This window comes from Nostoc sp., from assembly GCF_036917395.1.
Taxonomy (GTDB): Bacteria; Cyanobacteriota; Cyanobacteriia; order Cyanobacteriales; family Nostocaceae; genus Nostoc.
The window spans coordinates 164,799-178,810 of record NZ_JBALDI010000009.1 but is presented as its reverse complement, the minus strand read 5'-3'; the positions used below and the strand labels follow the sequence as shown (position 1 = coordinate 178,810).

Here is a 14,012-nt window from a genome sequence, read left to right as displayed (position 1 = left end):
CAAAGCAACGGAATCTTAGATTAACAGTTTTTAACCAAAATTCAAGCTGTTATTTTTCCGAAATTGTCACTATCATAAGTGTTGTTTTAATAGTTACAGTAGTTAATCAGCATCTAACTAATGAGTCAAACAGAGAGTACTACTTCGCCTGAAACCAAAGCTAGCCCTTGGTGGCAGCGTATCCCTCTCACATTGCAAATTCTCATCGCCCTAGTAGTAGCAGTCAGCGTCGGAATTGCCCTTGGAGCGGGGAATCCCAATCCCAACAATGCCACTTTAATCAATAATTTAGCAATTCCGGCGGAATTGGTGTTAAAGGCTCTCCGCGCCCTAGCTACGCCTCTGATTCTGGTAGCAGTGCTGCATACCTTAATGACTACGAATATCCCCGGTACAGCCGGACGGCGGCTGGCAGTGCTACTTTTAACTAACACTACCGTAGCTATTTTAGTCGGACTTTTGGTAGCGAATGTGCTGCGTCCAGGAACTTGGGGCAATGTAACCACCTCAACAAGTACAGAAATAACTCCTCAGAGTCTTGACCCTTGGGGAATACTCAAAGATGCTGTACCGGAAGCTGTTCTCAAGCCGTTAGTTGATAATAACGTCATCCAACTGATTGTAATTGCCCTAAGTTTTGGCATCGTCCTGCGGGGATTAAAATCTGAACAAATCACTCAAGGCAAGAACGGATACCAGCCAATTGAGGATGTCATCGGGATTTTATTTGAAGCGGTAGTCCGTATCCTCAACTGGGTAATTGCCTTAGTGCCGTTCGCAGTCTTTGGGATTGTTGCTAAAACTATTGCTATGCAGGGCTTTACACCGTTTAAATCTTTGGGTGCATTCATCGTGGCAGTGCTGTTAGCATTAGTATTGCAGGCGTGCTACTACCTCACCAGAGTAAAATTTGGTTCTTGGGTACATCCGTTAAAATTCTTAGCTGGCGGTTCTGATGCTTTTTTGACAGCTTTCTCAACTTCTTCCTCTGCGGCGGCAATGCCCGTAACCTTTGAGGTTTTGCAAACAAAAGTCGGTTTAAGGGAATCTTCTGCTGCCTTGGGGGCATTAGTTGGGGCAAATTTCAATAATGATGGCACTGCCCTCTATGAAGCAATGTCTGCGTTATATATTTCCCAACTAATTGGACAACATCTGAGTCTGGGACAGCAGTTAATTGTCATCCTTACCTCGATTTTTGCATCCGTAGGTGCGGCAAATATTCCCAATGCTGGACTGGTAACAATGACACTAGTGTTCACTTCTGTAGGCTTACCTACCCAGTACATCGCTTTGCTAGTTACTGTAGACTGGTTTCTGGATCGCTGCCGCACCGCGATTAATGTCATGGGAGATATGACTGTCAGTGCTTTACTTGACGGCAAAAAGCCTCGTTCTATAGACGAGGCTTAGTTTACGGCTTTTCAGGTATCTAATGCTGTTGAGGCCCTTTGGCATCACATTCTTTAGTCCAGCAGCGTTCTAGAAGTCGAAGACGCCAGATGAATGCAAAGCGATGGGGATTCAATACTAATTTAGGATTGTGACTAAATAAAGGCTGGTTCAGATACTGCCAAAGGGGAAATTTAATTTTGGTGTGTTTTGGAGTCATAAGAACAACAAAATATTATAAAAGTTTAGTAGTACTAGTAGTTCGCCAATGGAACTTGGCTCTTTAAAGGGTAAGAGGAAAAGGGAAAAGGTTTTTAGCCCCTTTTCCTTTAACCTTTCCCCTTTCCCCAGCCCAAACCCAGCAATTTTGGTTTGGCAAACTACTAGTTGGCATTTTGTCTAGCAACTCCCTGATACTCTTTTTCTAGTTAAAGGCTACACTGCGTTTCTACAATTGTCTTGGTGGCAATTGCGGAATTTCAGCGAGTGAATTTATATTGTTTCCGCTTTAATACTGAAATTGCACGCACCATTTTTCTGATTCCACATCCCATAAAAAGTCATACCATTTCACGAAATTCATCCTACAGATAACGTTGCTAGGGGCGCAGACTCGAAGCCGCCACCGTTGATGTCCCCTGCATTGCTGACGGAGCTGCCTAAGAAGTCTGTACGTTTCCTCAGCTGTACTAAGCGATCGCACTTGAGACACTTCCTAGCCAGTGGTTCTTCACTTCAGAAATCTACCAGAGTATTGTCGGAGTCCCTTTTAAAACAATAGATGATTTTGTAATTTCAAAGTTTTTTTGTATAATCTAAAACTTCAAAATATTCAGTATCTGTCTAAAGATAGATAAGCTCGTAGATAACTAAAATTTACTTAGGCGGACTCTACATATCGACAAAAAAACTGGGATAAGCATCTTGCCCATCCCACAATAAAAAAGAGAATTTTTGTCATAATAATGCCTTGGCTATATTCAAGCTAAGGCGGTTTCGTTAAGTTAAATTTCTCATTATCTAATAATGAGTGCCTGTTTTCCGATGGTTGATGGCAGTAACAGCATCGGGCTTGAGTAATTTACCTTCATCCACAGTTGCATACACAACCCAATGATCGCCACATTCCAGACGTTGATTGACTGAGCATTCCAAATATGCTGATGCATCAGTGAGGATGGTACAACCGTTATCTGCAACTGCTGTACTAAAGTTGGAAAATCTATCTTCCCCAGGCGCGAAAGATTTACGGAAATGTTTCATGTAGTCTTGATGATTGCCTTCAGGTAGAATATTTAAGGCAAACTTCCCACCTGGATACATCAAAGATTCGATCGCTCGGTCTTTGGCGATCGCAACAGTTAGTCCAGGTGGGTTGAAGGTGGCTTGAGAAACCCAAGCGCCTAACATTGCGGTAGACACTTCTCCAAGTTTGGCTGTAACCACGCAAACGGAACCAACGATCCGACCGACAGCCTGTTCCACTGGAGTAGCGGTTTGTTGTGGTACGCGTACCTTTTTAGCCTTTTTCAGTGCTTGGGCAAAGTCTGTGCCTAGTTCTTCACAGAACTTGAGAGTGACATCATCAGGTTTAAACTTGACCTTCAGGGTGTCAAAACCAAAGCGATATCCAGCATCCCGGAGTTTACCTTCAATTAAGTCAAATGCTTCGCCACTCCAGCCATAGGAACCAAAGACCCCAGCGAGTTTGCTATTGTCACCGCTCGATAGCACAATCCCTAAAGCAGTATGAATAGGAGTTGGCGCATGACCACCAATGGTAGGAGAACCGATAATAAAACCGTCTGACTGTGCTAGGTTGATGCGAACTTCATCAGGGGTGGCAAATTCACAGTTAATCGATTTGACTGCGACTCCACCTTTAGTCAGTCCCAGAGCGATCGCCTGTGCTAAAGTCGCCGTATTCCCGTAAGCTGAAGCATAAAGTAGGGCAACGGAAATCTCGCGATCGTTGTGAGCACGACTCCATTCTCCATAAGCTTTGGTAAGTTCGATTAAGCTGGTGCGTACCAAGGGCCCGTGACCCACAGCATACATTCTCACCTGCAAATCTGATATTTTCTCCAAAGCTGCTTGCACATGAGGAGCTTGGGGAGCCATCAGGCAGTTAAAGTAATAACGCTGGTCTTCTTTGAGCGCTTCCCAGTTATCATCAAATAGTTCATCACCACAAAGATGAGTTGCAAATAACTTATCTGTGTAGAGAATTTGGGTTTGCTGGTCGTAGGTACAAAGTCCTTCTGGCCAACGTGGACTAGGAATCGGGAAGAATTTTAAAACATGACCCTTGCCCAAATCCAGAGTTTCTTTCCCTCGCATCACCAAGACTTTCAAATCGTGGTCTAGGAAAGCAGCACGCAAATTGTTCGCACCGGGAAGAGAACAGACAAAAGTTACCTGTGGTGCCAGTTGTAAAATTGCTTTCAGGGTTGCAACTCGGTTAGGATTAAAATGACCCAGGATTATATAATCCAAACTTTGCAAATCTAAAGTCTGCCGCAATGCCTCTAAATAAATTTCGGTAAAGCTTTCTGGGGGTGGATCAATAAGTGCGGTTTTATCAGCTTCAATTAAATAGCAATTGGAAGTAGTACCTCTTTCAAGTGCGTATTCAATTTCAAACCGCAGACGTGACCAACTACGTGCTTTGATTGCCTTAGTATTTGTAGCAATTGGTAGAACTTGTACGTCGCGTGGCTTGGAATTGGTCATAGCTGTTGGTGAATAGGGAGTGGGGAATGGGGAGTGGGGAGTGGGGAATGGGGAATGGGGAATGGGGAATGAGGAATGGAGAATGAGCAAAGACTTGTACAAGTTCTCCTCTGCTCATAAGCTCTCCTGCATCTTTATTCCCTACTCCCTACTCCCCATTCCCTCTTTCTTAGTAGTAATTACCTACTTTGCGATGGCGAACCGCTGTCAGTCCATCGTTTTTAGAGACACGACCTTCTTCGACGGTGCAGTATAAAATCCAGTGGTCGCTGCATTCCATGCTGGTCTGTATTTCACATTCCATGTACGCCAGAGCATCAGTCAGAATCGGGGAGCCGTTTTTCGCGGTTTGAGTTTTCACCCCAGCAAAGCGGTCAGCACCAGGATGCAAGCGCTTGAGAAAGTGCTTTTTCAATTCTTGATAATTGCCTTCTTCCAATACGTTGAGGACGAAGCGATCGCCTACTTGCATTAAGGAATCAATGGCGCGGTCTTTAGCAACGGCAATTGTGAATCCTAAGGGTTGCAAACTCGCTTGCGTTACCCAGGATGCCAGCATTGCACTTGACACATTTTCTTTTTTCGTGGTGACTATATATAGCCCACTACTAATCCGACCCAGCGCCTTTTCCATGTCAACGTCGAGGGACTTGATGTGCTTGATGTTGCGATCGCGTACCAGCAATTGTCCGATGTCTTTACCCGCTTCTTCACACAATTGGAATGTTGATGCGGTAGGAGCCTCTCTAATCCGAATGGCTGGGAAGGCTTCTTTGATGCCAGAGTCGAGAAATTTTCTGCGGAGTGTATCAATGGGTTCATCATCCCCACCGTAACATTCAAACAGCCCTACCATTTGCTTGTTTCTGGCGACAGCTAGCAATGAACTGATACTAGCTTGGGCGGCGGCGCTTGTAGTCGGGGGCATACCAATAATGATGCTAGCTGCTCTCCCGGCTAGTTCCTGGATTTCTTGGCTCTGGGCAGTACTTAGATCCAATACTTCTACCCCAACCCCAGTTTTCAGTATACCCTCAGAAATTGCATGACCAAGGCGCTCACTATACCCATAATCTGAGACAAAAAACATGCCAATGGTGGTTTCTGCTTTAGCTTGTTTTTGGCTCCAATTTTCGTAGCACCCGGTTAAAACATCTAGGTGGTGGTGTAATAATGGACCGTGACCGTTGGCGATAATATTAATCTTCCCTAGTTCACCCATCCGCTTCATGGCATTCACCAAAGAACGAGCGTTAGGGCCCATCAAGCAGTCGTAGTAAAATCTAAAATCAGCTTCGATCGCTTCTAAATCTTCGTCGAAGGTGCGATCGTCACAAAAGTGCATCCCAAAAGCATCACAGGTGTAAAGGGTTTGGGTTTTGCGGTCAAAGCTAAAGATTGTATCCGGCCAGTGTAAGTTAGGCGCACTCACGAATTCGATTTCGTGTCCTTTGCCGATATCTATGCGATCGCCAGTTTTCACAACCCTCTTGGAAAAAGGATCGTGGACTAAGCCTTCCAAAAACTGAAGCGCAACTTTTGAGGCTAAAACGGTAGCTCTAGGAGCTAATTGGAGGACATCTTCTACTAAGCCGCTATGGTCTGGCTCTGTGTGGCTGACAATTATATAATCAATTGTTTTGGGGTTGACAAGACCTTTTAGAGTCTCTAAATACAGATCACGAAACTTCTGGTGAGAAGTATCAATCAAAACTGTTTGTTCACCCCTAATTAGATATGAATTATAGGTTGTACCGTTTTGCAATCCGAATTCGATATCGAAGCGATCGCGATCCCAATCAAGAGAGCGAATCGCCGTTGTATTAGGGGCAATTTCTACAGTTTGTATAGTTAGGCGATGTTGAACGTTCTGTGCGATCGCTACCATTATTCGTCTCCGAGCGCAAATTAGCAGGTTTTTCTTCTGCCCCCATTGTCTCTATTATTTTTTGTTTAAGTTGTAATAAATATCAGTTTTTTTAAATTTTAACTTGTATCAATTATTGCTATTTTATTGCTAAAAATATGACTCCAAAAATATACTAAATATTAATTTATTCCGGCTTATTCACTGAGTATTTGATTTTGCAAGTTTATCTGAACTTATCCTAATTCAAAAATATCATATTCATCATGTTATTTGACAATAAAAAACTAAAAAGTCAAAACCTAAAAAAATATTACACATCCAGGATTGTTATGCTAACCTTTATTTTTGAGAATGACGGATGAGTGCTAAGGATATACCACAATTACAAAGAGACTCTGTAATTGTGGTGCAAAATATTGGGCGATCGCAAAATTCATGTCTTAAGAGAATAGATTTAGATGTCAAATAGAAAAAGTTAGTTTTTTGAAGTCCTCTCTTAGAACTAAGTAGGAAAAGTAGGAAAAGTAGGAAAGGTAGGAAAGGTAAGACAAATTTTTTACACCTTTTCAATACGCATCAAATAAGCTGTTGAGACTATTTTTCCCAATGAGTATAAATATATTTTTGTCTCAAGCAAGAATCTTGTTACGTAAAATATAAATTTTCTGTAAAGTCGATAAAATAGATGTCTTTTTGGAGATAATAAAAGCAAAGTTTCTGAGACGAGCGGAATAAAAACAACTGACCCTGTATATCTTTTTCTGCTCATTCAAGTATAAACTAGTGTAAAAATCATTTTTAAAGTTTCGATGAATGACCGTAACAATACGAATAATTTAATAATTTTAATGATACAGTTTTTTATTATCGACCTTAGGCATTAATCAAGACAACGCCAACAAATTATTTTGATCATAGCCATAAGCTACAGCGTCTGGCTATTTAATCTATATGCCCATACAAGCTAACGGTGTCGTTTTTTGTGTGCCTAACTTTTTACGAAAATTCATTACCGATGATAAATTACAAACTTTAATAATGTTCTCAAGCTAATACTTCGCCCCTAACAGCCATAAGGCTAAACTTCGGTATATTTAATACTTATTGTTAAACTTATAACTGTATTATTAAACACATGCTGAAGTAGATATAGAGGTGTGAATAGACATATACAATGCCAAAAATTGACTATGTGAAAGGTTATCGTTTATGGGATGCCGATTAAAAGTCTTTCTAACTGACGCAGAAAAGCTGACTTTAGAAGAGTTGAGAAAAGCCAAAGATGTTCCTCAACGTACCAAGGATCGTGCTCAAGTTTTACTGCTGAATACTCGCGGCTTAAAAAATGAGCAAATCGCTAAAGGCTTAAACTGGGCGATTTCAACAGTACGTCAAACCCTTCATCGCTGGGAAAAGATGGGTTTAGCAGGTTTATGGGATGCTCCTGGTCGAGGGGGAAAGCCGCGATATTCAGAATCAGATTTGGTTTATCTCGAAAGTTGTTTGGCTCAAGAGTCAGAGACTTATAACTCTAAACAATTAGCAAAAAAACTCGCATCTGAGCGTCAAGTAAACTTGAGTGCAGATCGACTACGACGGGTACTGAAAAAAAGGGGAAGGAGGTTTGGAAGCGCATACACACAAACCCAAAAACAGCATAGTTAGCTGATTAAATCATCTTGGACTCGGATCACTTGTTTCGTTTGGGCAGCGATCGCTAGAGATTGGTTGTCATATCAATCACTTCGTAAGGCAGTAATTGCGTTTAATTGAGCGGTATTTCGAGCCGGAATCATCCTAGCGAGTAATACCAATTCGTAATTCGTAATTAAGAAAGCTAGAGTATCTGATGTTAATCCGATGATTTTACTCGATCAAGCCTGCCTTAACTTAGAAGGCTAGTTGTCGGAATATAGTCAGATTGAACCTTACCATAATCGAGCTTAATAATTTGGTCAGCAAGGTGAAAGTAACGGTCATCATGGGTAATTACTATTACGGCTTTACCACGTTCTTTGAGTTTCACAAGACTCTGCCTATAAAAGAGGTCTCGAAAGTATGGCTCTTGGTCAGATGCCCATTCATCGAATAAATAAATAGGGCGATCTTCTAAATAAGCTGTTAGTAATGCGAGACGCTTTCTTTGCCCTTGAGATAGATTAGTTGTTGATAAAACACCATCTCTCACCTTAACTTTATGGTCTAACTGCAATTGTCTGAGATAATTTTCAACTTCTCGATCGAGATTCGGATGATTGAATCCCAAACAGCTATCGAAAAGGTAGAAATCAGAGAAGATAGCAGAGAAATGCTGGCGATACCATTCGCGGTTTTCATCTGTAATCAGTACTCCGTCTAGATAAATTGACCCATTTTTAGGTGGATACAATCCCGTAATCAATTTAGCTAGCGTTGACTTGCCACTACCATTGCCACCCACAATATACGTTATTTGTCCCGGCTGCAAAGTTAGACTAATTGGGCCTAGGAGAAATCCTTTTTCATCGTCAGTAGGAGGATGCATATCTCTGGGCTTATGTCCCGGCGGTAAAGATGGACTATTTGGCCCCAAGAGAAACTCTTTCTCACTACCACGAGGCGGGTGGATATCTCTGGGCTTACGTCCCTTTTCCGATTTATGTTTTGGGTGCAATGATGGATTATTTGGCTCTAAGAGAAACCTTTTCTCATCACTATCAGGGTAATATAGATAGCTCACCCGATCGAGTTCGAGTTTCACTTCAATTTGACTAGGTTGTTTGACGATGTGGGAGTTAATTGTTGTGTCAACTTCTGCTTGGCTAGTTAATGACAGCTTCATCATGTTAATTTTCTGCAATGCAACATTACCTTGCAAAATATCGGGTAATCTGCGTAATAGGTTCTGGAGTGGTAGAGATAGATAGGTAGTAGTCAGGACATAAGTTGATAGCATCGGGATTGGGATATGAATAAACCAGGGCAAAATAAAAAGCATCAAAGCTAAAGTAGAAAGCTGTGAAAATTGCCCTAACCCATTAGCGATCGCAAAACTTTGCATTGCGGTAGTATTTTTTTGACGCAGTTTTGTGGCACTACCTTGCAGGTTCTTAGAGGAAAAATCTTCTCGTCTGGTTTTGTGCAGTTTTAGTTCTTTAGTACCTCTAGTGATAGCTTGAAAATGCTTGAATAAATTATCCTCCTCTTCACGTGCTATAGAGAACAAATGTTGTGCTTTGTCCAGTCTAATTTGCACACACCAAATAGCAACAGCAGATGTAGCGATCGTCAATACAAATATGATGTTTGAAATTAAAGATAAGTAGAATAAACATCCCAGAACAGTCGCGAAATCGATACAGATACTCGGAATTGCTGATACAGCGTGCGAAAGAACTCTGACATCATCAGTTAGTGTTGCAAGTAAACGATTTTCTCCAAGTTTTTCTAGATGTTCTAAAGGTGAAGATAAGATATTTTGACCTAACCTGACTCGCAATTGGTAGATAGCATTTTGCGAGAGATTAATCAGCATGAATTGCGTGACAGTACTTGTGAAGAGAGTACAAAGACCTAATCCTGCAAAATATAACAATGCATTGGGAAGTGATGCTTGACTAACAGCCCGATTTATGAGTGAAATCAGCATTGCATTACTACCACCGCTAATTAAGCCTGTGATAGTTGCAATCAAAATACTCCGCCATGATATTTCCCAAAGAAATCGAATAAATCTCATGCTTGTGTCCTTTTAGATGGCTAAAAACTGTGGCGTTTATAATATCAGGATGATTATTTTAAACTTTTTGAAATAGAATTCCTTCTATTCCAACTCCTGGTGAAAATGAAAAGGCAATTCCAGTTAATGCTTTCATTTGTTCGCTTGAATTTTTATAATCGTGATTTCGGTTATCTAATCCCACGTATTCTTTCTCAGCTGCCGAAGAATTATTTTCACTTCTAAACAGCATACGTTCCATGACAAATAGTACTGAGGAACTAAGCATATTACCATACTGACGCAGTATCTCCCAACTATCAGCAACTTGACTATCAGTGAGTCCAAGAGAATCCTGTGAATTCTGAATAATGCGTGTGCCACCAGGATGAATAGCCCAAAGATCGATACTATCTTTAGTAAGCTCATGGCTTGCTAAAAAACTTTCGATAATTGGATTAACACCAGTCTTAATATAGTCAGGCAACTGACGCGAAAGCTGACAAGTAATTCCGTTATCTCGTATGCCAAGAACGATGCCATCTTCGGTATTTTCAATAAGGTAACTTAGGTGATCTTTAATGATGACTTTACCTTGACCGATTGCTTGCTCTGGTTGACAAGCTCCGACAACTACTGCGGCACATCCATCGCCAAAAATGCTATGAATAATAACATCATTCATATCATCTTCAAAGACTGCATTGATTGAGCTTAGTTCAAGGCATACTAAAAGGACTTTGTGTGTTGGATTAGCTCGCACATGATCGGAGGCAACACGCAGTCCATTCATTGCAGCTGCACAACCCATAAAATTTACTGTTACTCGCGCTGTGTCTCGCCTGAGTCCAAGCCTTTTAATCAATTCTGTATCTATTCCTGGTGCTACGAAGCCTGTACTCGATACAAAAACAATCAGGCGGATGCACTCTTCGATATTCCTATCTAAGTATAGATGAGTGTTAGCTTCCATACTTTCAGAGGCAGTTAAGAGTGCTTTTTTAGCAACCCGTTCAGCCAGAGGAACAGCAAACTCTTGATACATCTGCATCCGAGATTGGATAGTCTGATTGTGCCCGTGAGCGATCGCTTCATCGGATAATAAATTGACTGCTAGATGTCTCGTATCAATTCGAGTATTTTTATAAATCTTATCGATTCGGCATCGATTTTGCTCCAAACTAGGAATTTTTGCAACTAATCCAGCCGCGTCAGACTGTCGAACGATGTTGTCGGGGGTACCAGTTGCGATACTCTCAATAATCGGTAAAAACTGCTTTGACTTAATCGTACCAAGTTCATAAGGGTTGTATTTTGCTTTTATTTCGGTTGGTTTAACAACACCGAAATTATTTACTTGGTTGTGCATTACTAGGCTAGTTTTAGTATTCATCTAATTTTTCTATTTTTACTATTGACAATTATTTTTGGTCAATTTCAGGATTTTAACAAGACAGTTGCTATTAACAACAACTATGTTTTCTGATTAAATTGAACCGATTCCCAAAAAACCTTGAAAAACATATTTCGCTGATGTCATTAATTGTTGTGGGTGAAAGTGTTCTTTCAATAGTCCAAAGTTATTTTCTTTTGCCGTTCTTGATGGGCCTAACAAGTAATGTTTTACCAATATTGGCAGACGCTCAAAGAAGAAATTTTTTGGCTTTGACCAGACAACATTAAATTTCTCTGCCTCTTCTCGGACAATATCTTCGCTGATAATATTTGCAAAACCACTTTTTTGGTATGGAAGCACATGATGTACGCGATGTGGACTAAGACCTGCTGATAGAAAGCAGTCAATGTACTTGTTGCCAATCATAGTCAAATCATAGGAATTTTTAATTTGAGATACTGCCCAATCTTCTGAGGGATCGACTTCTTCTTCTTCAAAATCGTGACTAGCGACAATCATGAAAGTACTAATCCATAGAGTCAAAATAAATTATGCCAGCCAAGCTCCAAAATCACCATTCATCCAAAACAAAATCAACTCGCCAACAAGGATTACTCGCATAGAAAAAGTGCCGACATAATGAGGCAAACCTCGTTGCCAAGAGCCAAACAAGTCTTTTACACCAAACTTTACTGCCAGTGTACATATCTCAAGAAATCGCACAAGCATTCCAGTCAAAACGTGACCAAGCTTATGTACAGTATGAACCGGAATTCGATAGAAACGAGGAAGTTCCAACATGGCTGTGAAAACATTTCTCTTGATATCAACTTGACTTTGGGTAAAAGGATGATGCATTAAAGTATGACCATCAGTCACGACGAAAGCCATTGGAACGTAGCTGATATCAAAAATATGTGCAAATACTTTATTAAGGCCAACTTGAGCGCGATGGATTAGATAGTGACCTGCACCTGTGAGGGAGATTCTCAGAGCCGCCATCAGTGGAACAAAAAGATAAATTGGCATATATTGCATGAAATTTAACCGCAGCACTTGCACAAGGATATAGACAACGAGCAAAATGATTGTTACCACATCAAAAATAAAGTCCATTTGCTCAATCTTTTTTTTCATTTCTGGCTTGTTTATCCTTGCCTTAATCTGATTCAGCAGTTGCTCTTGGTTTTGGAAGTTAAACTTCGGTGTATCTCTCCAGCCATCAAAACCTTCACGAAATAAGAATGGTGGAGCATTGTATTTAGGATGAACGTCTTCAGGTCTAGCTTTTCGTCCCAAAGCATATTTCTTCAGAACTCTTTTGGACTTTTCGGGATTAGGATGAAAGATATTAACCAATGTGGTGATATCTCTATTCTTCATACGTCCAATGAAAAATTCACCGCCTGGATGCCGCTTAATAAAGTCAGATAAATCGTATGCTTCGCCGTCGTAAATCCATATATTAGGCAAATTAGGTGGAGGCTCTTTGCCAATTTCACCAGGAGGTAGTTGTGGTTTTTCCTGACTGTTGATATTAGGCATAGTTGGAGACGTTTTTGTGTAGGCGTAGCCCGTAGCAGGTATTGCATCAGCAAGTAGTTGTGGTTTTTCCTGGTTATCTACACGTCTAATATCTTCAGCAATGCTTGTATCGTAAGCAAAAACAAGCTCGGAAATATTTTGCTCTTTCTCTCTATGTCTAAAGATTTGTATATGCTTAAAAGCCTTTATTATTGCATTCATAATACCTGATACTCCTGAATATTTTTAAATGTGCTTATGCTGCTCATGAGGCATCTTTTCTGACGCATGAGTGCAGTTTTTCATCACTTGATGTATTAAATCTAAACTTGTGCTGTATCTAGGCCAGATGCAATCAAACACAGAAATTAAGTTTGAAAGCTCTTATTTAACCTGGGAAACTCAATAAGGAAAATTTGACTTTTTTAGAAAAAGATTTATTTACCAACTAACAGTTATTTACAAGGCGAAGTCAGCGTGTTTATATATAGGCGTTTCCACTAAGAGCGCACAGATATACTTTAAAAGCGTATATTGCATCTAAATAAAAACTTCATGCCATTAACTGCAATCCATACTTGTTCAATACAGCTTTCTTTGATGCTTTTAATATTAGAAGTTAATCGGGGATAACTAGGGGAGATGAATCTGTAATTAGTATTTTTGCAATATTACCCCGGAGAGGGGGTTTTGGGCTTTCTGCCCAGATTCGGGAATTAAAACTAATTAGACTTGTTGATCTAAAACCTTGTAGAGACACCTTAGCGCAGCTGGGCGAAGCTCAGTTTACCCACATCCTGAGATGTTAGCCATTGAAAATGACTGTGGGAATTATAACTAATTATGCGGACATGATATTAGCTGTGCATAATAGAAAATTACGATCGGAGTTTCCCATAAAACAAAGTCCACTCACACATCACAGTGTCAAGTGGACTTGTTAACTATTTTTAGTGGATCCGAGCAGAGTCGAACTGCTGTCCAAATTGGGTATTGACCCCCCGCTCATTCACAGGTTTAGCCTTTCTGACCCTCAAGGCGGGAATCGTTCATTATCCCGAACGTAGGATGCTCTGATTTAATCTTAGCCAGCAAGCCAACCAGAGAACGCTTGCTAGAGCATCCGTTGGGGTTTGGTCTTCAGTCCTTAACGGAGTCAAACTAAAGACGCTCGAACCTGTAAGAGGTGTTTTAGGCTGCTACTAGAGCATCCTTACGAGCAAAGTTAACGATGTTATTCGCATTTACTTTTTGTTTGAGCCTTTGATTTTCGAGAGGAGACTCACTCTCGACCTGAATCACAGAGCAGCGTTCGCCAACCTGTCGAAACCGTGACGGACCCATGCGCTTTATAACTTCAATTATAATACGCAATTCTTGAAATGTGTTAATGGACAAAA

The 14,012-nt window shown here is 40.7% G+C and carries 9 protein-coding genes and 1 other RNA gene; 2 read left to right on the top strand and 8 right to left on the bottom strand.

The window, feature by feature from the left end; all coding sequences use genetic code 11:
* Positions 1-120 precede the first annotated feature (120 nt).
* Complete coding sequence (locus tag V7K46_RS06950) at positions 121-1,413, top strand: dicarboxylate/amino acid:cation symporter (RefSeq protein ID WP_335111838.1); 1,293 nt, start codon at positions 121-123, stop codon at positions 1,411-1,413.
* A 19-nt stretch (positions 1,414-1,432) separates the two neighbouring features.
* Here the strand turns inward: V7K46_RS06950 and V7K46_RS06945 are convergent, their stop codons facing one another.
* From V7K46_RS06945 to V7K46_RS06935, 3 genes are all read right to left on the bottom strand, one after another.
* The gene (locus tag V7K46_RS06945) at positions 1,433-1,612 is read right to left on the bottom strand and encodes a hypothetical protein (protein WP_334726280.1); all 180 of its coding nucleotides are present in this window, start codon (positions 1,610-1,612) and stop codon (positions 1,433-1,435) included.
* An 800-nt stretch (positions 1,613-2,412) separates the two neighbouring features.
* On the bottom strand, positions 2,413-4,125 hold the full coding sequence (locus V7K46_RS06940; protein WP_335111837.1) for a diflavin flavoprotein: 1,713 nt from the start codon (positions 4,123-4,125) through the stop codon (positions 2,413-2,415).
* Between the two features lie 169 nt (positions 4,126-4,294).
* Positions 4,295-6,013 carry a diflavin flavoprotein gene (locus tag V7K46_RS06935; RefSeq protein ID WP_335111836.1) on the bottom strand — a complete coding sequence of 573 codons (1,719 nt, stop codon included), beginning with the start codon at positions 6,011-6,013 and terminating at the stop codon, positions 4,295-4,297.
* Positions 6,014-7,204: 1,191 nt separating this feature from the next.
* Between V7K46_RS06935 and V7K46_RS06930 the strand changes: the two genes are divergently transcribed.
* Complete coding sequence (locus V7K46_RS06930; RefSeq protein ID WP_335111835.1) at positions 7,205-7,660, top strand: helix-turn-helix domain-containing protein; 456 nt, start codon at positions 7,205-7,207, stop codon at positions 7,658-7,660.
* 220 nt (positions 7,661-7,880) lie between these two features.
* Here V7K46_RS06930 and V7K46_RS06925 read toward each other — a convergent pair whose 3' ends face one another.
* The 5 genes from V7K46_RS06925 to ssrA form a co-directional block, all read right to left on the bottom strand.
* Entirely contained in the window at positions 7,881-9,713 is a 1,833-nt protein-coding gene (locus tag V7K46_RS06925; RefSeq protein ID WP_335111834.1) for an ATP-binding cassette domain-containing protein, read from the bottom strand.
* A gap of 58 nt (positions 9,714-9,771) precedes the next feature.
* Positions 9,772-11,085, bottom strand: coding sequence for a type III polyketide synthase (locus tag V7K46_RS06920; protein WP_335111833.1), 1,314 nt, complete (start codon positions 11,083-11,085; stop codon positions 9,772-9,774).
* A 93-nt stretch (positions 11,086-11,178) separates the two neighbouring features.
* Positions 11,179-11,607, bottom strand: a complete 429-nt coding sequence (locus V7K46_RS06915; RefSeq protein ID WP_335111832.1) for a hypothetical protein — start codon at positions 11,605-11,607, stop codon at positions 11,179-11,181.
* 30 nt (positions 11,608-11,637) lie between these two features.
* Complete coding sequence (locus V7K46_RS06910; protein WP_335111831.1) at positions 11,638-12,834, bottom strand: cytochrome b5-like heme/steroid binding domain-containing protein; 1,197 nt, start codon at positions 12,832-12,834, stop codon at positions 11,638-11,640.
* Between the two features lie 729 nt (positions 12,835-13,563).
* Positions 13,564-13,954: a transfer-messenger RNA gene (ssrA, locus tag V7K46_RS06905) on the bottom strand.
* Positions 13,955-14,012 lie beyond the last annotated feature (58 nt).

Coding starts and splice junctions, on each gene's coding strand:
- V7K46_RS06950 (WP_335111838.1), top strand. CDS start 121: ATGAGTCAAACAGAGAGTACTACTTCGCCTGAAACCAAAGCTAGCCCT.
- V7K46_RS06945 (WP_334726280.1), bottom strand. CDS start 1,612: ATGACTCCAAAACACACCAAAATTAAATTTCCCCTTTGGCAGTATCTG.
- V7K46_RS06940 (WP_335111837.1), bottom strand. CDS start 4,125: ATGACCAATTCCAAGCCACGCGACGTACAAGTTCTACCAATTGCTACA.
- V7K46_RS06935 (WP_335111836.1), bottom strand. CDS start 6,013: ATGGTAGCGATCGCACAGAACGTTCAACATCGCCTAACTATACAAACT.
- V7K46_RS06930 (WP_335111835.1), top strand. CDS start 7,205: ATGGGATGCCGATTAAAAGTCTTTCTAACTGACGCAGAAAAGCTGACT.
- V7K46_RS06925 (WP_335111834.1), bottom strand. CDS start 9,713: ATGAGATTTATTCGATTTCTTTGGGAAATATCATGGCGGAGTATTTTG.
- V7K46_RS06920 (WP_335111833.1), bottom strand. CDS start 11,085: ATGAATACTAAAACTAGCCTAGTAATGCACAACCAAGTAAATAATTTC.
- V7K46_RS06915 (WP_335111832.1), bottom strand. CDS start 11,607: ATGATTGTCGCTAGTCACGATTTTGAAGAAGAAGAAGTCGATCCCTCA.
- V7K46_RS06910 (WP_335111831.1), bottom strand. CDS start 12,834: ATGAATGCAATAATAAAGGCTTTTAAGCATATACAAATCTTTAGACAT.